Origin of the sequence: Pseudomonas sp. B21-031, from assembly GCF_024748985.1 — a bacterium.
In the GTDB taxonomy this organism is placed as follows: domain Bacteria; phylum Pseudomonadota; class Gammaproteobacteria; order Pseudomonadales; family Pseudomonadaceae; genus Aquipseudomonas; species Aquipseudomonas kermanshahensis.
In genome coordinates this window covers 2,903,482-2,926,684 of the sequence record NZ_CP087181.1, presented here as the reverse complement: position 1 = coordinate 2,926,684, position 23,203 = coordinate 2,903,482, and the positions used below count along the sequence as shown (strand labels likewise).

Annotated in this window: 22 protein-coding genes and 1 pseudogene; 14 read left to right on the top strand and 9 right to left on the bottom strand. The window is 62.2% G+C overall.

Translation table 11 applies throughout. The features are described from left to right. Nucleotides 1-7 precede the first annotated feature (7 nt). Both LOY53_RS12990 and araD1 read right to left on the bottom strand, forming a co-directional pair. Complete coding sequence (locus tag LOY53_RS12990; RefSeq protein ID WP_252824145.1) at nucleotides 8-1,324, bottom strand: MFS transporter; 1,317 nt, start codon at nucleotides 1,322-1,324, stop codon at nucleotides 8-10. 64 nt (nucleotides 1,325-1,388) lie between these two features. Next, on the bottom strand, nucleotides 1,389-2,387 hold the full coding sequence (araD1, locus tag LOY53_RS12985) for an AraD1 family protein (protein ID WP_258704133.1): 999 nt from the start codon (nucleotides 2,385-2,387) through the stop codon (nucleotides 1,389-1,391). Nucleotides 2,388-2,494: 107 nt separating this feature from the next. Here araD1 and LOY53_RS12980 point away from each other — a divergent pair, with 107 nt between their 5' ends. After that, complete coding sequence (locus tag LOY53_RS12980) at nucleotides 2,495-3,412, top strand: LysR family transcriptional regulator (protein ID WP_252824141.1); 918 nt, start codon at nucleotides 2,495-2,497, stop codon at nucleotides 3,410-3,412. Nucleotides 3,413-3,465: 53 nt separating this feature from the next. Here the strand turns inward: LOY53_RS12980 and LOY53_RS12975 are convergent, their stop codons facing one another. Continuing rightward, the gene (locus LOY53_RS12975; RefSeq protein WP_027593217.1) at nucleotides 3,466-4,296 is read right to left on the bottom strand and encodes an NAD(P)-dependent oxidoreductase; all 831 of its coding nucleotides are present in this window, start codon (nucleotides 4,294-4,296) and stop codon (nucleotides 3,466-3,468) included. 83 nt (nucleotides 4,297-4,379) lie between these two features. Next, nucleotides 4,380-5,105, bottom strand: coding sequence for an oligogalacturonate-specific porin KdgM family protein (locus LOY53_RS12970; RefSeq protein ID WP_099454123.1), 726 nt, complete (start codon nucleotides 5,103-5,105; stop codon nucleotides 4,380-4,382). A 361-nt stretch (nucleotides 5,106-5,466) separates the two neighbouring features. Here LOY53_RS12970 and LOY53_RS12965 point away from each other — a divergent pair, with 361 nt between their 5' ends. The 8 genes from LOY53_RS12965 to LOY53_RS12930 all read left to right on the top strand — a co-directional run bounded on the left by LOY53_RS12965 (nucleotide 5,467) and on the right by LOY53_RS12930 (nucleotide 15,648). Then, a complete protein-coding gene (locus LOY53_RS12965; RefSeq protein WP_085272840.1) occupies nucleotides 5,467-6,621 on the top strand; it encodes a mandelate racemase family protein in 1,155 nt (384 codons plus the stop codon). Nucleotides 6,622-6,690: 69 nt separating this feature from the next. Next, nucleotides 6,691-8,301: an ABC transporter substrate-binding protein gene (locus LOY53_RS12960; RefSeq protein ID WP_408981362.1), complete on the top strand. Its 1,611-nt coding sequence runs from the start codon at nucleotides 6,691-6,693 to the stop codon at nucleotides 8,299-8,301. A 66-nt stretch (nucleotides 8,302-8,367) separates the two neighbouring features. Next, nucleotides 8,368-9,405 carry an ABC transporter permease gene (locus LOY53_RS12955; RefSeq protein WP_027593221.1) on the top strand — a complete coding sequence of 346 codons (1,038 nt, stop codon included), beginning with the start codon at nucleotides 8,368-8,370 and terminating at the stop codon, nucleotides 9,403-9,405. Nucleotides 9,406-9,459: 54 nt separating this feature from the next. Continuing rightward, complete coding sequence (locus tag LOY53_RS12950; protein WP_027593222.1) at nucleotides 9,460-11,070, top strand: ABC transporter substrate-binding protein; 1,611 nt, start codon at nucleotides 9,460-9,462, stop codon at nucleotides 11,068-11,070. Between the two features lie 62 nt (nucleotides 11,071-11,132). Beyond that, nucleotides 11,133-12,050: an ABC transporter permease gene (locus LOY53_RS12945; RefSeq protein ID WP_252824139.1), complete on the top strand. Its 918-nt coding sequence runs from the start codon at nucleotides 11,133-11,135 to the stop codon at nucleotides 12,048-12,050. Between the two features lie 11 nt (nucleotides 12,051-12,061). Beyond that, on the top strand, nucleotides 12,062-12,901 hold the full coding sequence (locus LOY53_RS12940) for an ABC transporter ATP-binding protein (protein WP_099429354.1): 840 nt from the start codon (nucleotides 12,062-12,064) through the stop codon (nucleotides 12,899-12,901). Between the two features lie 10 nt (nucleotides 12,902-12,911). Beyond that, nucleotides 12,912-13,688 (top strand): ABC transporter ATP-binding protein, encoded by a 777-nt coding sequence (locus LOY53_RS12935; protein ID WP_099454125.1) that lies wholly within the window; start codon nucleotides 12,912-12,914, stop codon nucleotides 13,686-13,688. Nucleotides 13,689-13,836: 148 nt separating this feature from the next. After that, on the top strand, nucleotides 13,837-15,648 hold the full coding sequence (locus tag LOY53_RS12930) for a glycoside hydrolase family 28 protein (RefSeq protein ID WP_258704132.1): 1,812 nt from the start codon (nucleotides 13,837-13,839) through the stop codon (nucleotides 15,646-15,648). Here the strand turns inward: LOY53_RS12930 and LOY53_RS12925 are convergent. Continuing rightward, entirely contained in the window at nucleotides 15,636-16,379 is a 744-nt protein-coding gene (locus tag LOY53_RS12925; protein WP_252824136.1) for a FadR/GntR family transcriptional regulator, read from the bottom strand. The genes LOY53_RS12930 and LOY53_RS12925 overlap by 13 nt on opposite strands. 97 nt (nucleotides 16,380-16,476) lie before the next feature. On the opposite strand from LOY53_RS12925, the gene LOY53_RS12920 reads away from it, so the two are divergent. After that, entirely contained in the window at nucleotides 16,477-17,178 is a 702-nt protein-coding gene (locus LOY53_RS12920; protein ID WP_252824134.1) for a FadR/GntR family transcriptional regulator, read from the top strand. A gap of 64 nt (nucleotides 17,179-17,242) precedes the next feature. Beyond that, complete coding sequence (locus LOY53_RS12915) at nucleotides 17,243-17,704, top strand: phosphotransferase system, HPr-related protein (RefSeq protein ID WP_258704131.1); 462 nt, start codon at nucleotides 17,243-17,245, stop codon at nucleotides 17,702-17,704. A 135-nt stretch (nucleotides 17,705-17,839) separates the two neighbouring features. Here LOY53_RS12915 and LOY53_RS12910 read toward each other — a convergent pair whose 3' ends face one another. The 4 genes from LOY53_RS12910 to LOY53_RS12895 are packed head-to-tail and all read right to left on the bottom strand — an operon-like array spanning nucleotide 17,840 to nucleotide 21,685. Continuing rightward, the gene (locus LOY53_RS12910; protein ID WP_252824131.1) at nucleotides 17,840-18,787 is read right to left on the bottom strand and encodes a lysylphosphatidylglycerol synthase domain-containing protein; all 948 of its coding nucleotides are present in this window, start codon (nucleotides 18,785-18,787) and stop codon (nucleotides 17,840-17,842) included. Further along, nucleotides 18,787-19,989 (bottom strand): cardiolipin synthase ClsB, encoded by a 1,203-nt coding sequence (gene clsB, locus LOY53_RS12905; protein WP_252824130.1) that lies wholly within the window; start codon nucleotides 19,987-19,989, stop codon nucleotides 18,787-18,789. Before clsB ends, LOY53_RS12910 begins: the two co-directional genes overlap by 1 nt. Next, the gene (locus tag LOY53_RS12900; RefSeq protein ID WP_099454132.1) at nucleotides 19,986-20,771 is read right to left on the bottom strand and encodes an endonuclease/exonuclease/phosphatase family protein; all 786 of its coding nucleotides are present in this window, start codon (nucleotides 20,769-20,771) and stop codon (nucleotides 19,986-19,988) included. Before LOY53_RS12900 ends, clsB begins: the two co-directional genes overlap by 4 nt. Beyond that, a complete protein-coding gene (locus LOY53_RS12895; RefSeq protein WP_252824127.1) occupies nucleotides 20,768-21,685 on the bottom strand; it encodes a DUF72 domain-containing protein in 918 nt (305 codons plus the stop codon). The genes LOY53_RS12900 and LOY53_RS12895 overlap by 4 nt, the downstream gene beginning before the upstream one ends. 214 nt (nucleotides 21,686-21,899) lie before the next feature. On the opposite strand from LOY53_RS12895, the gene LOY53_RS12890 reads away from it, so the two are divergent. The 3 genes and pseudogenes from LOY53_RS12890 (at nucleotide 21,900) to LOY53_RS12880 (ending at nucleotide 23,160) form a co-directional block, all read left to right on the top strand. Continuing rightward, nucleotides 21,900-22,451, top strand: a complete 552-nt coding sequence (locus LOY53_RS12890; protein ID WP_258704130.1) for an ATP-dependent Clp protease proteolytic subunit — start codon at nucleotides 21,900-21,902, stop codon at nucleotides 22,449-22,451. A 193-nt stretch (nucleotides 22,452-22,644) separates the two neighbouring features. Continuing rightward, nucleotides 22,645-22,800 (top strand): annotated as a pseudogene (locus LOY53_RS12885) (general stress protein); the annotation flags it as partial. 90 nt (nucleotides 22,801-22,890) lie between these two features. After that, nucleotides 22,891-23,160: a DUF6555 family protein gene (locus LOY53_RS12880; protein WP_027593236.1), complete on the top strand. Its 270-nt coding sequence runs from the start codon at nucleotides 22,891-22,893 to the stop codon at nucleotides 23,158-23,160. The last annotated feature ends 43 nt before the right edge of the window (nucleotides 23,161-23,203 follow it).

Here is a 23,203-nt window from a genome sequence, read left to right as displayed (position 1 = left end):
GCGTGGCTCAGGCCAGCCCGCGCTCGCGATAGTCGATCAGGCCAGAGAACAGCATCAGGCCGAAGGCCATGACCACGAAGAAGATCAGGGCCAGGAAGTACGAACCGGTGAACTGCACGATCAGGCCGATCAGGATCGGTACCAGCACGCCGACCATGTTGCCGCAGAAGTTCATGCTGCCGCCCAGAACGCCGGCTTTGGATTTACCGCCGAGAATGGCCGGCAGGCACCAGTACATGCCGCACCAGCGGATGAAGAACAGCGCTACGCACAGCAGGGCGATTACCCGTGCAGCATCGGGGGTGTAGGCCACCAGCAGGATGCACAGCGCGGCGACGGCAGCGGAGCCTGCGAACATGCTGCGCATGACCGTGTTCGGCTGGCCGCCATTGGCTTTCCACTTGTCAGAGATCCAGCCGCCCACCAGCTCGCCGACAAAACCGCACATGAAGATCAGGAAGGTCGCGCCACCCATGGCCTTGATGTCCAGGTTGTGGGCTTGATGCAGGTAGCTTGGCATCCAGGTCAGCAGGCCATAGAACACGCTGTTGTAGCAGGCGTAGCCGGCGAACATGCATAGTACCGAGCGGCTTTTGATCAGTTGTTTGAGCACCGCCTTGCGATTGCCGTTGGCCTGGGTCGCGGCGTCGTTGGCTTGGGTGATGTAGGCCAGTTCGGCGGCGTTGACCTGCGGGTGTTCGCTGGGGTGGTTGCGGATGTACCACCAGGCCCAGATGCCTGCCGCCACGGTGCCGACACCGGCGATGATAAAGGCGATGCGCCAGGAGTCGAACCAGGTGATCAGCCCGGCGATGATGATCGCGCCAAACGCTGTGCCCAGCGGCGCGCCGCCGTCGACCAGAGTAGCCCCGCGGCCACGTTCGTTGGGGGTCAGCCAGGCGCCGTTGAGTTTGGCGCCCGCCGGCATGATCGGCGACTCGGCCACGCCCAGGCCGATGCGGGTGACCAGCAGGGTGACCCAGTTGTGGGCAAAGCCGCCCAGCGCCTGGAAGGCGCCCCAGCCGATGGTGGCGACACCAATGATGTTGCGCACCTGGAAGCGGTCGAGCAGCACACCGGCCGGGATCTGCATCAGGGCGTAGGACCAGAAGAAGGCGCTGAGGATCAACCCTTCAAGTGCTGGGGTGAGTTCGAACTCGGCAGAAATCAAGGGCAGGGCCACCGACAGCGACGCCCGGTCGATGTAGTTGATCGCTGCCAGCAACAGCAGGATCAGGAAGATCCGCCAGCGCACGGTGGTCGGCTTGGCGGTGTCTGTGCTGGCCGTGGCGGCTGTGGCCGCCGGGTAAGGGGTGTGTTTCATGCTCATCTCACTGTTGTGATTGTTATGAAATGCCGCGGCGGCGCGGCCCTGCGCCGCCGTCGGTTCAGAGCGACTTCACCTCGCCAGGTGAGATGGCCGAAGGCGTCACGGCAATGCCATTGCACAGGGGGGCGCCGAAATCAGGCAGGCTGATCTCGAACACATCGCCCTCGGCGGGCTTGATCTGGTCGGCGAACGACAGGGTCGCCGTGCCGAAGAAGTGCACGTGCACATCGCCCGGGCGCAGGAACTGGGCGTACTTGAAGTGGTGATACTCCAGGTTGTCCAGCGAGTGGCACATGTTGTCCTCACCGCTGAGGAAGGCCTTTTCCCAGATCACCTGGTCGCCGCGACGAATCCGGCTGATGCCATCGAGGTGGCGCGGCAGCTCACCGACCCGCAGTTCAGGGCCAAAGGCGCAACTGCGCAATTTGGAGTGAGCCAGGTACAGGTAGTTGCGCCGTTCCATCACATGGTCGGAAAACTCGTTGCCGATGGCAAAACCCAGGCGGTAGGGCTGGCCATCATCGCCGATCACATACAGGCCGGCCAGCTCGGGCTCTTCACCGGCATCTTCGGCAAAGGCCGGGCGCTGCAAGGCCTGGCCAGGGCGGACCACAATGGAGCCGTCGCCCTTGTAGAACCACTCCGGTTGTACGCCTGCGGTGCCCGGTGCCGGGCGGCCGCCTTCGATGCCCCACTGGAAGATCCGCGCGGTGTCGGTCAACGCCGCCGCATCGTCGATTTTTTGCTGGTGCATCTTGTCGCGGGTGGCAGCACTGCCCAGGTGGGTCAGGCCGGTGCCGCTGATCAGGCAATGGGCTGGGTCTTCGTGGTCCAGCGGGGGCAGTACGCGGCAGTCGCTCAGGGCCTGGCTGTAACTGTGTTGCGTGCTGTCCAGGCCGCGTTCGAGCACTTCTGCGGCCAGGCTGGTGTGGTTGCGGATCGCGGCCAAGGCCAGCTCACGCATGGAGTGGGTATCACGCACGACCTGGATCAGGTCGCCTTCGACCACGCCGACGTGGCGTTGGCCGGGTGCGGTTTCAAATTGGATCAGGCGCATGCGGGTTCCTGTGTTGTTCTTGTTGAAGATGCAGGTCACTTTAATTTTCCCCGCCGTTGCTGCCTAATGAGACCTGCTGACCCCGTGATAACTTTAAGTGATCCCCTATGCTGCCACCCCTGAGTTCCATGGCCTCGCGCCTTCGCCTGCGCCAGTTGCGGTTATTGATCAGCCTGGATGAGCTGGGCTCGATTCATAAAGCGGCCGAGGCCATGTCGATCACCCAACCGGGGGCGACAAAAGCCCTCAACGAGATTGAATCGACCCTTGGCGCGGTACTGTTCGAGCGCACCAGCAAGGGCCTTGAGGCCAATGACCTGGGCCGTTGCGTGCTGCGCTATGCGCGCCTGATCAGCAACGACCTGGCACACCTGCGCGAAGAGATGCTGGGTATTCTGCAGGGCCATGGTGGTCGTTTGTCGGTCGGTACGATCATGGGGGCCGTGCCGATATTGGTGGAGGGGTTGGCGCGCTTGCGTGAAAGCCAGCCAGACCTGTCGGTGTCGGTAGTTGAGGACACCAGCGATCGCCTGCTCAACCTGCTCGACCAGGGCCGCCTGGACGTGGTGATCTGCCGGACCAGTGTCAGCCCGCGGCCCGCTGCCTACGACAGCGTGCCGAAACACCAGGAGCAATTGGTGCTGGTGGCCAACCCTGCACACGCCCTGGCCGGCAGCGAGACCTTGAGCCTTGCGCAGCTGGCCCGTTCACGTTGGGTGGTATTCCCGGTCAACATGCCCATGCGCCTGACGTTGGAACGCGAGTTCCGCGAAGCGGGCCTGAGTTTTCCGCAATACCCGATTGAAACGTCCTCGACCTTCACCACGTTGTCGATGCTGCTGCAGGACCCGGGCTTGCTCGCCGTGATGCCGTGGGATGTGGCCAAGGTCGCACTGGACCATGGCATGCTGGTGCGCTTACCGCTGCAGCTGAAGTCGCGCAGCGAGCCGTACGAAGTGGTCACGCGCAAGGGCGTGGAGTTGAGCCGGCCTGCGCAGATGCTGGTGAGCATTCTGATGGCATGAGCCCGCTGCACCGCTCGGGTGCAAGGGGCTTTAAAGGGTGACAGAGCGCGGGGTCAGTCCCCGAACGGGCCGGCAACGGTGAAGGCGCCACCTTGCAGGTGCGCGCTGGCATCGTCAGTCGCAGGTTTTGGCTGTTGCTCGAGTTTTGCGCGAAAGCGCTCCGAGCTGTCCTGCGGATTGAAGCCCAGGTGCGCCGCGTAGCGGTTGTCCCACCACAGCTCGCGGTTGGCCGACACGCCATACACCACGGTGTGGCCAACGTTTTCAGCGAGCAAGGCCCGTTCTACCAGGTGCGAAAGGTCTGCGTAGCTCAGCCAGGTCGAGAGCATGCGCATGTTGCGCGGTTCTGGGAATGACGAGCCGATGCGCAGGCTCACGGTCTCGATGCCGTAACGGTGGAAATAGAAGGTGGCGAGGTCTTCGCCGTACGATTTCGACAACCCGTAATAACAGTCTGGGCGACGCACAGACTGCGCATCCACCTGCTCGTCTTGCGGGTAAAACCCAGTAACGTGGTTGGAGCTGGCGAACACCACCCGTGGGATACCGTGCTTGCGTGCGGCTTCATAGATATGAAAAGTGCCGCGGATATTGGCGTCGAGAATCTCTTCGAACGCACGCTCCGTGGAAATCCCACCCAAGTGGACGATGGCATCCACGCCTTGGGCAAGCGCCAGTACACCGGCCTTGTCCGCAAGGTTGCAACTGATCACTTCTTCATGTGCGCCCGCTGCGGGCGCCATCGCACTGATATCGGAAGCCCGTACGACGTTGGCGTGCGCCTGCAGGGCTTCGCGCAGGATCTGCCCGAGCCCGCCGGCAGCGCCGGTCAGCAGCAGGCGGTTGAACGGTTTGCCCAGGGTGGGCGAGGAGGGTGTGGTCATGGCGAGCGCCTTGGCGTGAGGGGTGGTTGGGGGTAGTTGGGCGACAACGCCGGGCCACCTGACAGGCACCCGGCAGCGCGGCATTACATGAAGTTGTACTGGATGCCCAGGCGCCAGCGGGCCTGGCGGTCGTCGGTATAGGCGTTGACCTTGATGTCACCCACTTCCATGAACGGCGCCCACTGCTTGTTGAGCTTGTACTTGACGATCAGGTTCTGCTCGTAGTCGCTCTTCTTGTTGTCGTAGCGGATGTAGTCGGTGTCGAAATAAATGTACTGGTACTCGAAGGCCCACGGCCCTTTCGGGGTATAGCCGAGCCAGCCTTCGAGCCGAGTGGTGTTCTGATTGTCCTTGGCGCGGTCTGCCTTGGAGTGGTCGATCTGGTCGCGGTCTAGGTTGCGCGCGTCGTGCCGCACACGGGTGGCGACGTACCAGGTGTCGCTGATCTTGTAGTTGTACTTCAAGCCGAACTTGTAGGTGGTGGCGTCCTTCGAGCTGTCCATCTGGAACGCGGGGGTGAGGGTCGACTTGGGACTCAGCTTGTAGTTGTAGTCCACGGTGAACTCATGGCCGTTGTTGACCATGTTGTCGTACGCCACGTCCTCGCGGTCGCCGGCGGTCTTGTACTTGATCTCGGCGGCGAAGCCCAGGCCAGTGTCCATCCGGTAGTTCAGCTTGATCCGGTCGGAATGGATGCTGTCGTCTTCGGTGTAGCCGTGGCGGTAGTTGATGCTGGCCGAGTCTGCGCAGGCATAAAACGACAGGCCGAGTGTACTGACAGCAATGAGAGTGCGGAGTGTGGTGTTCATTCGATCTTCTTTTCTTGTTTTTGTTGAGGTCGTTTTGAAGCGGGTAGTCACGATCGGATGCGGTAGGGGGGCAGGGCGCCGCGATCAGATTCGGCAAAGTTATCGTACAACATTTCGGTTGTCTACGATTTCTTCAGTGGTTGTCGGATGACCTTTCAATCAGCCCTTGAAATGCCTGATATAGACGCTTTATCGCAACCATTGGAATGAGACAAGCATCCCAAAAGAGGTAGAAAAGCAGCCGACAACGGCAGTTTTTAAAGTTTTTAAGGAGTGCTTTTCAAAAGTTGTATGATGACGTAGGATGACCTCCAGAGCGTGACTCACCCGCCACAAATCCAATAAGAAGGCTCAGACGTCCATGATCATCACTGCTGTAAACGTCCAGGTTTTTTCCTACCCCACGCGCCGCGCTGTCGACAGCGCCGGCCATGCCCACCCCGGTGACGTAACCCAGGCCAAGATGGCGCTGCTGCGCATCACTACCGAATGCGGTAATGAAGGCTATGCACTGGGTGCCCCTGAACTGATCCGCCCCTACGTGCTCGACGGTTTCGTGCGCAAGGTGCTGGTCGGCGCAAACGCCTTCGACCGCGAGAAGATCTGGCACGACCTCGCCCACTGGCAGCGCGGCAGTGCCAGCCAGTTGACCGATCGCGCCCTGGCGCTGGTCGAGCAGGCCTTGTGGGACTGGGCCGGGCGCAAGCTCAACGTGCCGGTGCACAAGTTGATTGGTGGCTACCGCGACAAGGTGCCTGCGTATGGCTCGACCATGTGTGGCGACGAGCTTGAAGGTGGCCTGTCGACCCCTGAGGAATACGGGCGCTTTGCCGAAACCCTGGTCAAACGCGGCTACAAAGCGATCAAGCTGCACACCTGGATGCCGCCTGTGTCGTTCGCGCCCAGCGTAAGCATGGATATCAAAGCCTGCGCCGCAGTGCGCGAGGCGGTCGGCCCGGACATCGCCCTGATGATCGACGGCTACCACTGGTACAGCCGCACCGACGCCCTGACCATCGGCCGTGCCCTGGAAAAGCTCGACTTCGCCTGGTTCGAAGAGCCGATGATGGAAGACTCCGCCGAATCCTATGCCTGGCTGTCCAGCCAGCTGGACATCCCGGTACTGGGCCCGGAAAGCCTGGGTGGCAAGCACCTGAGCCGGGCCAGCTGGGTCAAGAACGATGTGTGTGACATCCTGCGTGCCGGCGTTGCCGGGGTTGGTGGCATCGCCCCATGCCTGAAGGTGGCGCACATGGCCGAGTCATTTGGCATGGACTGCGAGATCCACGGCAACGGCGCAGCCAACCTGGCCGTGGTCGGGGCGATCAAGAACTGCACCTGGTACGAGCGCGGCCTGCTGCACCCGTTCCTCGACTACGACGAAGTACCGGCCTACCTCAAGCGCCTGGTCGACCCGATGGACAAGGACGGCTTCGTGCACCTGTCGGACCTGCCGGGCCTGGGTGAAGAGATCGATTTCGACTACGTCGAGACCCACACGCTGCAACGCTTCTGATTCGTGCATGGCGGCACGCGCCCTCGCGTGCCGCCCGAGAGTCCAATAACTATAAAAAGGCAATCTCACATGAGCGTTCTCCCCACATTCTGGGCAGGGGTCCTTGCTGCATCGCTGGCAATGACCTCGGTACCTGCTGCTTACGCCAAGACGCCGGCCGATCAGTTGATCGTCGGCATGAGCATGATCAACCTGTTGTCCCTCGACCCAGCGGGTGCCACCGGGCTGGACGTTTCCGAGGTCAACGCCAACCTGTACGACATGCTGCTGGTGCAGGACGCGCAGCGACCGGACCAATTGGTGCCGGCGCTGGCGCAAAGCTGGCAGGTCAGCGATGACCGCAAGACCCTCACCTTCAAGTTGCGCGAAGGCGTGAAGTTCCAGTCAGGCAACGCGTTCAGCGCCGAGGACGTCGCCTGGTCACTGCAGCGCATCCTCAAGCTCAACCTGGCCCTGGCCTCGACCTGGAAGGCCTACGGCTTCACGGCAGGTAACGTCGCCCAGTACATGCGCGCCAGCGATGAACACACCTTTGTCCTCGAACTGCCGCGGCCGACCGACCCGCTGTTGGTGCTGAACACCCTGGCGACCTCGCCCAGCGCGTTCATCCTCGACCGCAAGGTCGTCCAGCAGCACCAGAAGGGCGACGACATGGGCGCCGCCTGGCTGACCACCCATGCCGCTGGCAGCGGCCCGTTCATCCTCAACGATTGGCGTGCCAACGACGTGATCCTGATGAGCCGTTTCGACGGCTATTGGGGTGGCCCGGCCAAGCTCAAGCGCATCGTCATGCGCAACATGACCGAATCGCAGTCGCTGCGGCTGATGGTGGAGCGCGGCGACCTGGACCTGGCCAAGGGCATGTCCGCCCCGGACATCGAAGCGCTGGAGAAGTCCGACAAGGTGCGCACCGAGACCGTGCAGCGCGGCACGCTCTACTACGTGGCGCTGAGCGTCAAACAAAAACCCTACGACGACGCCCGCGTGCGCAAGGCCGTGCGTTCGCTGATCGACTACCAGGGCATCAACCAGACCGTCATGCCGCATTACGGCCAGCTCAATCAGCGCCCGCTGCCGCTGGGCCTGCCGGCACGCCTGGACGACCCCGGCTATAGCCTGAACGTGGCCGAAGCGAAAAAACTGCTGGCAGAAGCCGGTTACCCCAATGGTTTCAAGACCACCATCCGCGTGCTCACCGAACCCCCGTTCATCAACATTGCCTCCAGCCTGCAGGCCACCCTGGCCCAGGCCGGCATCCAGGCCACCATCGTCACCGGTACCGGCAACCAGATCTACGGCGCCATGCGCGAACGCAGCTTCGACATCCTGGTGGGCCGCGGCGGCGGCGGTGCCGAGCGGCATCCGCATTCCAGCTTGCGCACCCTGGTGTACAACCCGGACAACCGTGACGAAGCCAAGCTGAGCAACTTCCAGGGCTGGCGTACGTCGTTCTACAGCCCTGAGTTGAACACCCTCATCGAGCAGGCCGAAGTCGAACCGGACAAGGCGCGGCAGTTGGCCCAGTACCAGCAGATCCAGACGTCCCTGGACGCCCAGGTGGGCGCGATTCTGCCGGTCTCGCAGATGACCGACACCGTGGTGCTGTACCACGACGTGCAGAACTATCAGGCCCACAGCGCGGCCACCACCCGTTACAAAGACGTCTACAAGTCGCGATGAGCGGGACGGGGGCGCCCGCGCCCCTTACGCCTCGGTGTTTGCTGAACGCTTTTTCAGGAGCCTGTTATGTTGCTTTCGACTGCCTCTGTGCTGGGCACCCGCGTGTCTGCCACTGCCCGACGCGCCAGCACGGTCCTGGTGACCTTGCTCGGCCTGTTGGCGCTGACGTTCTTCATTGGTCGGGTGATGCCGCTGGACCCGGTGCTGGCCGTGGTCGGGCCGGACGCCGACAGCTCCACTTATGACCAGGTCTACCAGGCGATGGGCCTGGACAAGCCGATCTGGACCCAGTTCGGGCTGTACCTCAACGATTTGCTGCACGGTGATTTCGGCAATGCGCTGCTCACCGGCCATCCGGTGCTGGAGGACATCAAGCGGGTGTTCCCGGCGACCATCGAGCTGGCCACGCTGGCAATCCTGTTCGGCATCCTCATCGGCCTGCCACTGGGTGTGGTTGCCGCCAGCAACCAGGGCAAGCTGGGCGACCATGTGGCCCGGGTGATCACTTTGTTTGGTTACTCCACGCCGATTTTCTGGGTGGGCATGATGGGCCTGCTGGTGTTCTACGCCTGGCTCGGCTGGGCGGGCGGGGCAGGGCGTATCGACCTCGCCTACGACGGCATGGTCCCGGACGTGACCGGCTTGCTGCTGATCGACACCGCCCTGGCGCGTGACTGGGAGGCGTTCAGCAGTGCCTTGCGCCACATCATCTTGCCGGGGCTGATCCTGGGCTTGAACTCGGTGGCCTATATCAGCCGCATGACGCGCAGCTTCATGCTCGAGCAGTTGTCGCAGGAATACATCATCACGGCGCGGGTCAAGGGCCTGTCGCGGCGCCAGGTGGTATGGGGCCATGCGTTTCGCAACATCCTCGTGCAACTGCTGACCGTGGTGGCGCTGGCCTACGGCTCGCTGCTCGAAGGCGCGGTGCTGATCGAGACGGTGTTCGCCTGGCCGGGCTTTGGCCAATACCTCACCAGCAGCCTGATGCTCGGTGACATGAACGCGGTGATGGGCTGCGTGCTGGTGATCGGCCTGATTTTCGTCGCCCTCAACCTGATCAGCGATGCTCTGTACAAGGTGTTCGACCCCAGGACCCGCTAAGCCCCCAGGGGCTGCGTGAACACATTGCATAACTATAAAAAGAAGGACGCCCACATGAAGACTGCACTTCCCCCGCTGCACATGAGCCTGCTGGGTGCAATCCTGGCCCTGGCGCCGATGGCCGCCGTGCAGGCCAAGACCCCTGCCGACCAGTTGATCGTCGGCATGAGCATGGTCAACCTGTTTTCCATCGACCCGGCCAATGCGCCGGGCCTGGATGCCTCCGGGGTCAACGCCAACCTGTACGACACCTTGGTCAAGCGCGACCAGGGCAACCCGGAAAAACACCTGCCACAGCTGGCCGAACGCTGGGACATCAGCGAAGACGGCAAGCAGATCACCTTCCATTTGCGCAACGACGTCAAATTTCATTCCGGCAACCCGCTGACCGCCGAGGACGTGGCCTGGTCGCTGTACCGGGTGATGAAGCTCAACTTCGGCCTGGCCACCACCTGGAAGGCTTACGGCTACAACGTCGACAACATCCAGGCGCTGATTCGCGCCACCGATGCGCAGACCCTGGTGGTCGACTTGCCACAACCGACCGACCCGTTGCTGTTGATCGACTCGCTGGCAACCTCGCCCAGTGCGGTCATCGTCGACCGCCTCGAAGTGCTGAAGCACGAGAAAAACGGCGACCTCGGCGCCGCTTGGCTGGTCACCCATGAAGCGGGGAGCGGCCCGTTCACGCTGGCCAAGTGGAGTGCCAACGATGCGTTGGTGATGAACCGTTTTGACGGCTACTGGGCTGGCCCGGCGAAAATGAAGCGGGTGCTGGTGCGGCACATGACCGAGTCGCAATCGCTGCGCCTGATGCTCGAACGCGGTGACCTGGACCTCGCCTACGGCATGGCCGCACCGGATATCAAGGCCGTCGAGCGCTCTGATCAACTGCAGGTGCAGCCCTTGCAGCGTGGCACCATGTACTACGTGGCGATGAGCATGAAGCAGCCCGAGTTCGCCAACCCGAAGGTACGCGAAGCTGTGCGTTACCTGATTGATTACAAAGGCATCGACGAACAGGTCATGCCGCATTACGGCATGCTCAACCAGCAGCCGATGCAACTGGGCCTCGACGCGCGCCTGCCAGACCCTGGCTACCGGCTCGACGTGGCCAAAGCCAAGGCGTTGCTGAGCGAAGCCGGCTACCCGCAAGGCTTCAGCACCACCCTGCGGACGCTGTCCGAACCGCCCTTCATCGACATTGCCGCGCGCATGCAATCGACCCTGGCCGAAGGCGGCATCAAGGCCAGCATCGTCACCGGCACCGGCAACCAGGTGTACGGCGCCATGCGTGCGCGCAACTTTGAAATGATCGTGGCCCGTGGGGCCGAACGCTACCCGCACCCGTACTTCAGCCTGCGCACCTTCGTCTACAACCCCGACAACAGCGATGCCGCCGGGCTGCCCAACTTCCAGGGCTGGCGCGCGTCGTTCTTCGACCAACAGCTGAATGCGCTGATCGACCAGGCTGGGGTCGAGCGTGACGCCGGCAAGCGCCTGAACCTGTACCACCAGGCACAGCAGCGTTACGACCAACAGGTCGGCCCGATCATGATGATCTCGCAGATGACCGACACCGCCGTCAGTGCAGTGGACGTCAAGGGCTTCACCGGCGATGACGCCGAGGCGACCCGTTACCTGGGTGTCTACAAGCAACGCTGAACACTGCCGAGGGCGTCTGCGGGCGCCCCAGGTGGCCATGATTTCACATCGAGAACATGCCGATGATTGCCAACCTGTCTTCTACCGTTTCAAGCGACAAGCCGCAGGCCGACAGCACACCCGCTTCAAGTGTCGATGCGCTGTACAAAAGCAGCCTGCGGGTGCTGCGCCACCTGCTGCGCAACCCGATGACCCTGGCAGGCCTGCTGGTGGCCTTGCTGCTGGTGGTGGTCGCCGCCTTCGCGCCGTGGATCGCCACCCATGACCCGGTCGTGCAAAACCTCGCCAACGCCCTGCAAGCACCCGGTGCCGCACACTGGTTCGGCACTGACGAGTACGGCCGCGACATTTTCAGCCGGCTGGTGTATGGCTCACGCATCACCCTGTACATCATTACCCTGGTGACCGTGATCGTCGGCCCGATCGGGTTGTTCATCGGCACGGTGTCGGGGTATTTCGGTGGCGTCGTCGACACCGTGTTCATGCGCATCACCGACATCTTCATCTCGTTCCCAAGCCTGGTGCTGGCACTGGCGTTCATCGCCGCGCTCGGCCCTGGCCTGGAGCATGCCGTGGTCGCCATCGCGCTGACCTCGTGGCCACCAATCGCTCGCCTGGCGCGGGCCGAAACGCTGTCGCTGCGCAAGGCTGACTTCGTCGTTGCGGTCGAGCTGCAGGGCGCGTCGTCGACGCGGATCATCCTGCGCCACATCGTGCCGATGTGCCTGTCGTCGGTGATCATCCGCCTGACCATGAACATGGCCGGCATCATCCTCACCGCGGCTGCATTGGGCTTTCTTGGCCTGGGCGCGCAGGCGCCGTTGCCGGAGTGGGGCGCGATGATCTCCACCGGCCGACGCTACATGCTCGAATGCTGGTGGCTGGTGGCCGTACCGGGGGCCGCGATCATGCTGGTGAGCCTGGCGTTCAACCTGTTGGGCGATGGCCTGCGGGACATTCTCGACCCGCGTAGCGAGTAACTGGAGGCTTTATGTCGACGCTCAAACTCACTGTCGATTCGCTCAATGTGCGCTTCGTCAATGGCAAGAAAGAAATGCACGCGGTACGCGATGTGTCGTTCACCTTGGGCCGTGAGAAGCTCGCCATCGTCGGCGAGTCCGGTTCGGGCAAGTCCACCGTCGGGCGCAGCCTGCTCAAGCTGCACCCCAATAGCACGCAGATCACTGCCAAGGCGCTGCAGTTCGGCGATGTCGACTTGCTCAGTGCCAGCGAAAAGGCCATGCAGAAGATTCGCGGCCAGCGCATTTCGATGATCATGCAAGACCCCAAGTACTCGCTCAACCCGGTGGTCAAGGTGGGCGATCAGATTGCCGAGGCCTACCTGGCGCACCATAAGGCCAGCCGCAGCGAGGCCCGTGAGCGGGTCTTGCTGATGCTGGAAAAGGTCCATATCCGTGACCCCAAACGGGTCTACAACCTGTACCCCCATGAAGTCAGCGGCGGCATGGGCCAGCGCATCATGATCGCCATGATGGTCATCACCAACCCGGAGGTGATCATCGCGGATGAGCCGACCTCGGCGCTGGATGTGTCGGTACGCCAGCAGGTGCTCAATGTGCTCGAAGAACTGGTGGTGGAACAGCAGATGGGGCTGATTTTCGTCAGCCATGACCTCAACTTGGTGCGCAACTACTGCGACCGGGTGCTGGTGATGTATGCCGGGCGGGTGGTCGAGTCGCTGGCCGCCTGCGACCTGCAATACGCCGAACACCCCTATACCCGTGGCCTGCTGGCGGCCCTGCCGAGCATGGACAACCGCCGCCCACGCCTGCCGGTCCTGCAACGCGACCCGCTGTGGCTCACCTGCTGAGGGAACTGACATGAGCATGATCCAAGCACAATCGCTGAACCTGAGTTTTGGTGTGGGCGCCGCCTGCAACCAGGTGCTGCACGATGTCGACCTGACGGTTGAAGACGGCGAGTCGTTCGGCCTGGTAGGCGAGTCGGGCTCGGGCAAGACCACGGTCTTGCGCTGCCTGGCTGGGCAGTACCGGCACTGGAGCGGGGCGCTGAGCATTGCCGGCGTCCCGCTGCAGCACAAGCTGCCCAAGGAGCACTTTCGCAAGGTCCAGATGGTGTTCCAGGACCCTTACGGTTCGCTACACCCGCGGCACACCATCGACACCGCGTTGCGCGAGCCATTGACCATTCATGGCCTGGGCGAGCGCGATGACCGCATCAACGACATCCTGGTCAAGGTCGGCTTGAACGACAGCTTCCGTTACCGCTACCCGCACCAGCTGTCAGGCGGGCAACGCCAGCGCGTGGCGATCGCCCGGGCGCTGATTCTCGAACCCCGGGTGTTGCTGCTGGACGAGCCGACGTCGGCGCTCGATGTGTCGGTGCAGGCAGAGATTCTCAACCTGCTGGCGGACCTGCGTCAGCGCGAGAAACTCACCTACCTGATGGTGACCCACGACCTGGGTGTGGTCAGCCATTTGTGCGACAAGGTCGCGGTGATGCAACAGGGGCGGATTGTCGAGCGCCTGGACAGCCAAGCCTTGAGCCAGGACCTGGCCAGCCACGACTACACCCGCATGCTGGTGCAGGCCAGCCGCGATTTCAGTGCTGAATCGCCGCGTATGGCGCTCGTCTGAAGCGACCCGGGGCTGCTGCGCAGCCCATCGCAGGCAAGCCAGCTCCCACAGGCCACCGCTGCCCGGTAGGAGCTGGCTTGCCTGCGATGGGCCGCAAAGCGGCCCCCAAGTCACAACTGTCACAGGCAAAAACAAGGAAGATAACCCCATGCCGCATGCAAACACCGCGACCCCCCGATCACTGCTGACTCTCCTGGCGCTCGGCTTCAGTTCACCCCTATGGGCACTCGAAGCGCCAAGCAAAGTCCTGGTCCCGACGCTGGCCTACGACGACCAGCAGATAATCCTGGTCTGGGAGAAACCCGCCGACCCTGCCGACATCGCCGATTACCACGTCTACGCCAATGGCAAGCTGCTCGGTGGCAGCAACGCCAACAACGGACAAGTATCCCCGGCCAAACCCTATATCGACCGCTTCTACGAGCAGGACACGCGCAATTTCCACCACCGTATCGCCCTCCACAGTTACACCGCAGTTGGCCTGGCCCCCGACACCGAATACCGCTTCACCGTGCGCTCGGTGGACCACGCCGGCAAGGAATCGGCCGACAGCCCGGTCATCGTGCAACGTACCACCGCCGTGCCGGCACTGTTCGACGTGCGCCACTATGGCGCCAAGGGCGACGGCCAGACCCTCGACACTGCCGCCATCCAGAAGGCCATCGACGCGTGTACCGTCGGCTGCAAAGTGCTGCTGCCAGCAGGTACCTACAAAAGCGGCTCGTTGTACCTCAAAAGCAACATGACCCTGGAAATCGCCGAGGGCGCGACCCTGCTCGGGTCCGAGCGCGCCGAAGACTACCCCCGCGATGGCTATATCCAGTACCCGTATTCCACCACCGTACGCCCGGCCTCGCTGATCAACGCCTTGCCGCGGGACCCGCGCGCGCACCAGGCATTCGAGAACATTCGTATCGTCGGCAAAGGGGTGATTGATGGTAACGGCTGGAAGCGCAACGCCGACATCGTCGATGAACGTGGCCAACCGCTGCCGTTCTACCTGCCCAGCGACAACACCCGCTACCTGCAAGACGGCGTGCTGGCCAAGGCCCAGGTCGCTCGCGCCGTGGCCGAAGGCATGAACGTCAAGGACGCCTATGGCCAAATGCGCTCGTCGCTGGTCACCTTACGCAACGTCAAGAACGTGTTCTACGGCGGCTTCACGGTCCTCAACCCGGCTTATCACGGCATCATGAACCTAGAGACCGAGAACGTGGTGCTGGCCAACACCACGCACAAGACCTACGACGCCAACAACGGCGATGGCATCGAGTTTGCCAACAGCCGCGGCGCATTGGTGTTCAACAACTTCTTCGACACCGGCGATGACTGCGTCAACTTCGCAGCCGGCACCGGCGCCGATGCGGTCAAGCAAAAGCCCCAGGAAGACGCGTGGATCTTCAACAACTACTTCCGCAAGGGCCACGGCATGGTCGTGGCTGGCAGCCACACGGGGGCGTGGATCCAGAACATCCTGGCCGAAGATAACGTGTCTGACGGCACCGATACCGGCTTACGCATGAAGAGCACCAACTTCATGGGCGGTGGCGCGCGTAATGTGGTGTTCCGCGATTCGGCAATGCGCAATACGGTCAAGCAGGCGTTCATTTTCACCCTCGACTACAACGACCCGAACGCCAAGCTGGACTACAAGAAGTCGACCATCGCTGGCCAGTTCCGCGATGTGCGGGTTAGCAATGTCACGGTCGAGAATGCCCAGTTGGCGGCGATCGAGGTCAAGGGCGACAGCCTGCACGGCGCTTATCACCAAGGCCTGTCCTTCGAGCGCGTGCGTTTCAGCGGGCCGGCCAAGGCCAAGATCGATGGCTTGAAGGGCTCACGGTTCGACACGGTCCACTTCAGCGAAACCGGCAGTGCCAACCCGTGGCAGGTCAGTGCCAGCGACGGGTTGGTCTTTGAGGATGTGCAACCGGCGCCTGAAGCGGCTCACTCGCTGTAGACCGCCTGGTGTTTCTGCGCCTCGCGCAGGCGCATGCGGCTATTGCTCAAATGCAGGAACATGGCCGCACGCGCCGCATCGACTTGCTGGCTGACGATGGCGTCGAAGATTTGCTGGTGTTCGGCGTTGATCCCCGCCAGGTAGGTGCTGCGGTTGCTCTGCCCGGTATAGGCGGAGTTCATCCGGGTGCGCGGGATCAGCTTGGTGCCCAGGTGTTTCATGATGTCGATGAGGTACGGGTTGCCGGCCGCTTTGGCGATCTTCAGGTGGAACTGGAAGTCGGCGTTGGTGGTACTGCCCGACTTTTCCGGGCCTTGCAGCAACGCCTGCAACGCTTGCTCCAGCTCGTCGATGGCCTGTGGCGTGGCCCGTTCGGCAGCCATGCCTGCAGCCTGGACTTCCAGGCTTAGGCGGAACTCCAGCAGGTCGAGGACGTCGGACAACAGCACAATGGTAGCGGGCCCGACGTTGAAGCCTTCCGGTGCCGGCATGTCGAGGACGAAGGTACCAACGCCATGCTGGGTCTCGACCAGGCCTGCCGCCTGCATGCGCGACAAGGCATCACGCACCACCGAGCGACTGACGCTTTCGGCGGCCATGATCTGCGTTTCGGTGGGCAGTTTGTCGCCACGCTTGAGGGTGCCGTCACGCATGCGTTGGGCAAAGCGTTCGACCAACGATTCGGCCAGGCGGCGAGGTTTGATTCGGGCAATAGCCGTGAGGTCAGACATCATCGTGCTCTTGTGAGATCAGCGGGCATTATAGTGCGTTTTGACGTAAAACTGCGGTTACAATCGTTCATCGTCTGGTTTTTGAATGGATCCTCTGATGGAGCGTGTCAACCCTGATCGACGTGTCAGCCTGGCCCAGCAGCTGGTGCTTGAACTGTCGCGTAGCATACTGGCCGGCGAGCTACCGGCGGGCACCAAGCTGCCGACCGAGCAAGCCTTTACCGAGGCGCGCAAGGTCAGCCGTACCGTGGTTCGCGAAGCGATGTCGCGGCTGCAGGCAGAGGGCCTGGTCGAGACCCGTCGGGGCATCGGCACGTTCGTGGTCGACACCACCCGGCCAGGCGACTTTCAGGACAGCCAGCACGAGAAGGGCAGCGCCCTCGATGCGGTGGCGCTCATCGAATTGCGCCTGAGCCTGGAGGTAGAGTGCGCCGCGCTTGCTGCGCAGCGGGCTACGTCAAGCCAGTTGCAGGCCATTGCCGACGCCTTGGGCGAAGCCAATGCCGTTGGGCCGTTGCACCAGGACAGCACGCGTATCGTATTCGAGTTTCACCTGCAAATTGCCCTGTGCACCGGCAACAGCTTCTTTATCGATGCCATGCGCCACTTGGCCGATACTTTGATGCGTGGCGCGCAGAACAACGTCACCCAACAGCAACGCGCACAACAGGTGCGTGAGCGCGAGCAGATCTACGCTGCGCTCGCGCACCAAGACGCCGATGCCGCTCGGGCAGCGATGCGGCTGCACCTGACCAATGAACTGCACCGTGCGCAACCAGCGGCCCAGCCCTCGGCGTAAAAACTCTGAATTTTCCCGTGGTGGGCGCAGTCGACCGTGTATAGCCCACTGACGGAGTACGCACATGTCACGCCCCGATGGACCCAAACCTTACACACCTACCGAAATCGACGACACCGAAGACCGCATGGGCAGTGTCCATGAGCTGGATTTCAGTGACCGTCACGACGAACGCGAAGGGCGGGTGGGCGACGAACGACCTGCTCGTGAAGATGAGCACGCGTTTGCGCCACAGCGCGTCGCCGAAAGCGGCATGACGGGTGGCGAAGCGTTGAGCGACAGCCTGCACGAAGACAACGTCACTTATGACGACATGAGCCCGGATACCTTGCTGGACGAGACCGGTGCCCGCGACCCGTACGAGGACGGTGACGGCGAAGGGCCGGCAGACCAGTCGTTGCGGCAGGTCAATGCTAACGAGATTGGCGGCGGCTTTGGGCTGGATGAGGCTGAACTGGCGCGTTCGGCGCCATTGGACGGAGAGCCGTGGACCGATGATGTGGTTGATGAGGAGGATAAGTCCTAATTGATCGGGGCCGCTGCGCGGCCCATCGCCGGCAAGCCAGCTCCTACAAGGAATCTCGCCCTCCTGTAGGCGCTGGCTTGACGGCGAAGGGCTGCGCAGCAGCCCCAGTTTCCCGGGCCGAGGCCCTGTAGAGCGCTAGGCTGGATTATCACGCTGGCGCATGGCCTTAGCGCGTTTTTCCAGAATCAGGTACGTAATGACTGCCAACAGCAGGGGCAGCAGGTAATACAGCGTGCGATACCCCAGCAACGCCGCTACCAGCGTGCCCTGTTGCATCTGGCCATGCAGCAACGCCAGAAATACCGTTTCAAGCACCCCAAGCCCGGCCGGGATGTGCGCCACCACGCCCGCCACGCAACTGATGAGCAGAATCCCGAGGATCGACGGGTAGAAGGCTTCGCCAGGCAGTAACCAGAAGATCAGCAGTGCCATCAACGCCCAGTTGCTGGCACCAAGGGCAACCTGGGCCAGCGCCAGACGCCAGCCAGGCAAGGTGACTTCATGCTCACGCCACTGCCAAGTACGCTTTTTCGCAAAGCCGCAGGCCAGCAGGTAGCCGATGGCAATCGCCAGCAAGCCAAAGCCAATCAGTTGCAAGCCAGCTGCTCCAACTGCCCAGTTGTCCGGCAGGTCCACCAGGCGCAGGGCAAACACTGTACCAGCCAGCAACATGTAACCCATCCAGTTGGTGAGCAGGCCCAGGGTCAGGATGCGGGTGATCGTCGCGGTATCCAGGCCAAGCCGGCCGTACAGCCGATAACGCAACGCGACGCCGCCCACCCAGGTAGTGAAGTTGAGGTTGAACGCATAACAGACGAAAGCCACAGGCAACACCTGCCTGGCAGGCAGGTTGTGGCCTGTATAGGCACGCGCCAGCAGGTCGTAGCTGGCAAACGTCAGGTAGCTGAACAGCGCAACCGCCAACCCGATCGCTAAAGTGCCAGGCTTGTAGGCCAGCAGCGACTGGCGCACCTCGTTCCAGTCCAGGTTGCGCGCCAGCATGAACAGCAAGGCTGGAATCAACAAAAGGAAGAGCAAGGTGAACAGGCGCTTGGCCCAGATTTGCCAACGTTTTCGCGCCATCACGTTTGTCCCTCATGCATATCGCCGTGGGCTTCCACCTCCGGCTGCACCGAGCGCAGGCGCTGGCGGTGCGCCGGGAACCAGCCGGCAATCCGGGGGAAGTGACGGATGGCGTGGAAGCACAGGAAAATCAGCGGCGCCCGCCACCAGTAACCGCGGACCATGCGTTCCAGGGTGACGGCCTTGCACTGTTCGCTGGCCAGCGACTGCAGGTGCTGATGCAACTGTTGGTTGAAGCCGTGATCGCGGATGAAGAGGTTGGCTTCAAGGTTCAACGACAAGCTCAATGGGTCGAGATTGCTTGAGCCGACAGTGGCCCACTGGTCATCGACCAGCGCAACCTTGCCATGCAACGGCCGGCGGCAGTATTCGTGAATGTGCACACCGTCACGCAGCAGGTAGTTGTACAGCAGCCGCGACAAGGCCCGTACCCAGCGCATGTCTGGCTGGCCTTGCAAGATCAAGGTCACGTCCACCCCACGCCGCGCCGCATTGCGCAGCTCCCGCAGCAACCGGTAACCCGGAAAGAAATAGGCATTGGCCACCACGATACGCTGCCGGGCAGCGCGGAAGGCTTGCAGGTACTGGGCTTCGATGGCCGTTCTGCGCTGGCCATTGTCGCGCTCGACCAGCAAGGCAGTGATAGCCCCGGTGGCCTCGGTGACAGGCCGCACCTCACTGGGTGGCTGCAGCACGGGGGACATCAGGCGACGGCTGGTAGCATGCACCTGCGCAACCACCGGGCCAGTAACCTCCACGGCATAGTCCTGCTTGGCCATGGGGCCGTAATCGCCCAGGTGATCGGCACTGTAGTTGATACCGCCGATGAACGCGCGCTGCCCATCGATGACCACGATCTTGCGGTGCAGACGGCGGAACAGGTTGGTGCGCATGCCCACCAGCCTGGGCTGTGGGTCGAAGGCATGAAAGTTGACGCCGGCTTCGGTCATGGCCGAGATGAACGTGTCGGGCAGGTCGGCAGTGCCGTAACCATCGACCGCCACTTCGACGCGCACGCCCCGCTGCGCGGCATCTATCAGCACCTGCTGCAACTGCTGGCCGACCTTGTCATCAAAGATGATGAACGTCTCCAGCAGGATTTCCTCCCGCGCCTGGGCCATCGCTTCAAACACGCGCGGGTAATACTGTTCGCCATTGATCAACAGCTGCACGCTGTTGCCCTCTAGCCAAGGTCGGTTCATAGGCTGATCTCCGCAGTGAGGGGGGCATGGTCGGAAAGGTGCGACCATGGGTATTTCGACAGCACCTGCGCCTTGCTAGGCATGGCATTGCGCAGGTAGATGCGGTCAAGCCGCAGCAGCGGCAAGCGCGCCGGAAAACTGCGCGCCGGGGTGCCGAAACGCTCGCCAAAGGCTTCGACCAGGTGTTCGGACAGCGCCACATCCGCTTTCAGGCGCCAGTCATTGAAATCGCCGGCAATGATCACCGGCGCATCGGGCGGCAAGCTGTCGAGCAGCTCCAGCAACAAGCGCACCTGACGCTGGCGGTGTGATTCCCGCAGGCCCAGGTGCACGCACACTGCATGCACCTCTTTATGCCCAGGCACCTCCAGGCGGCAATGGAGCAGGCCACGCTGCTCATTGCCGTCGATGGAAACATCCCGGTTGTCGAACTGGCTGATGGGGAATTTCGACAGCAAGGCATTGCCGTGGTCGCCATGGGGGTACACAGCGTTACGGCCATAGGCGAACTGCGGCCACATGCTGTCGGCCAGAAACTCGTACTGCGGCGTTTCCGGCCAGGCTGCGTGGCGCTCGGCATGCTGCTGGTGGCTGCCGTGCACCTCTTGAAGAAACACCAGGTCGGCGCCGGTGGCGCGCACGGCATCGCGCAGCTCAGGCAGGATGAAACGCCGGTTGAAGGGGGTGAAGCCCTTGTGCACGTTGAGGGTCAGCACGGTCAGCCTTTGTACCGTGGTGACGTTGTCGATGATGCAACGCGGTGTGGGCAAGGTCTTGTTCACAGCTCAACCTCCGGCTCGACACCGGGTTCGGTGAGCAGGTCATAGTCCAGCTTCAACTTCTCCAGAAGGCGCCGGGCATCGTAGGGCGCGTGGACCTTCTGGTCGTTGTCGAAGTAGCAGTAGATATCACGCGTGGCCCGCGTGGGCGGTGCACCGGGTAGCACGGTGTGTGCGTCGTCTGCCTGGCTGCCTTGGCTCCAGCGCAGAATGCGCTGTTTCCAGTGGCGCAAGGCCTGCGCCGTGTAGCCACTGCTGTAGAGCTCCACATCACCGTGCAGGCGCATGTAGACGAAATCGGCCGTGACATCCTCGACATAGGGCCATTTGCCTGCACTGTCGGCCACGACGAGTGCCACGCGGTGTTTGCGCAACAGCTTCACGAAGGCTTCGCAAAGAAAGCTCTCGTGGCGGATTTCCACGGCGTGGCGCAAGCGTGCGTTGCCTTTGATGTCGGTGCCGCCATTGCCCTTGAGCCGCTCGTCACACCCTTGTGCGCATTCGCGCGCTGCTTTGCGGTTACGCGGCAGCAGCGCCAGAAACCGCGCAAAGCGCGCTTCGTCGAACTTCATGTTGGGTGGGAACTGCCACAGAAACGGGCCCAGCTTGTCGCCCAGCAACAAAGGCCCGGAAGCAAAGAAATTGGCCACCGGCGCTTCGATGTCCTTGAGCCGGCGTACATGGGTGATGTAACGAGGCCCCTTTACCGAGAATACAAAGCCGTCCGGCGTCTCCTCACGCCACCCCCGATACCGTTCGGGCGTCTGCAGGCTATAGAACGAGCCATTGATCTCGATGCTGTTGACTGCCCGCGAGGCGAACGCGAGTTCACTGTCCTGGCGCAGCCCTTTGGGGTAGAAATCCTTGCGCCAAGGGCCATAGCGCCAACCTGATATACCAATACGGATCTCGCTCACGCTGCCTTCCTCATTGCCAGCTTTTTGAGTGGTCGCTCTGAAGGTGCGACTGATGCGCGGCGGTGAGGTTCAGCACGGTTGACCAACGGGTAATGCACGCAGAGTTGAACTTTGCCGCTGTTGGCGTCTCCACCGCATAGCGGGTGCAAAGACGACTTCACCCCATGACGGATTGGCCATTCACCGGCATGAACCGCCAACCCTGGAGGCAAACATGGCCAGACACATCATCCATTTCACCGGGCCGATCAACTCATCCACCTGCGGCAACCTGATCAACACCTGTTCGCGCGCCATGCAGCAAGGCGCACAGTTGCTGCAACTGAACATCGCGACCATGGGCGGGGAGTGCAGCTACGGGTTTACCTTGTACAACTTCCTGCGGGCGCTGCCGATTCCGCTGCATACCCACAACCTGGGGACGGTGGAATCCATGGGCAATATCCTGTTTCTGGCGGGCGAGCATCGCACCGCCTGCGCGTTCAGCAAGTTCTTGTTTCACCCTTTCCATTGGACGCTGCACGGGTCGGTCGACCACGCCAGGATGGCCGAATACGCCATGAGCCTGGATTACGACCTGCAGCTGTACGCTCAAATCGTGGCAGAGCGAACCGAAGGCAGTGCCCAAGTGCTGGACGTGCCGCGTTATCTGATGGCCTACCCCCGGATACTGGGGCCCGGGGAGGCACTGGAGAGCGGGCTGATCCATGCCATCGATGAACTGCCGATCGAGTCTGATTCCACCCAGTGGAGCGTGCATGCCTAATGCCGCCACGCAAGCATTTGGCCTGGGGACGTTTGGCGCCACCCGTCAGCCGTCTGCAATTCGATTGAGCATTGCCCGTGTTTGCTGGCTCGGAATCAAGGTAGGGCCTAGCAACCTTTGTATCGCGAGGAGATACGAAATGGCGCGTGATCAAGAACGTACCAGCCAGCGCGGCGGCACCAAGGAAACCAACTCTGGCAATTTCGCCAACGATCGGGAAAAAGCCTCCCGCGCCGGGCACAAAGGCGGCAAGGTGTCGGGTGGCAACTTCGCCAATGACCGTGAACGCGCCGCTGAAGCCGGCCGCAAGGGCGGCCAGAACAGCCATGGCGGCGGACGGCGATCGTAACGATTGTCTTAGGTTGGCAAATTTTTTGAATTTTCTGGAACTGCCCAGATCAATCAAAAGGTCATCCATGGAGAAGAGGAGGCCCCTGCGATGCCTGGTCCACAGCTGTACATCATCGACTACCAACTGCATGGCCAACCGCGCAGTTTCATCATCCGCCTGGAACGGTTGGACAATGCCGAGGCCTGGCATTGGGCCAGCTGTGATGCGGGCATCGGCATCATTCCGAAATTCGGGCGGGAAAAGATCAAGAAAGTCAGCAGGCCAATGGCCGAACGGTATGGGATTACCGCCGTGAGCTGGCGTATTTCCGGGAGCAAGCCCAATCAATCGGTGGGTGACCCAGCCGTGGTGGGTTGATGAACGAATGAGCGATGGGCTGCGAGGCAGCCCATCGTTTGGC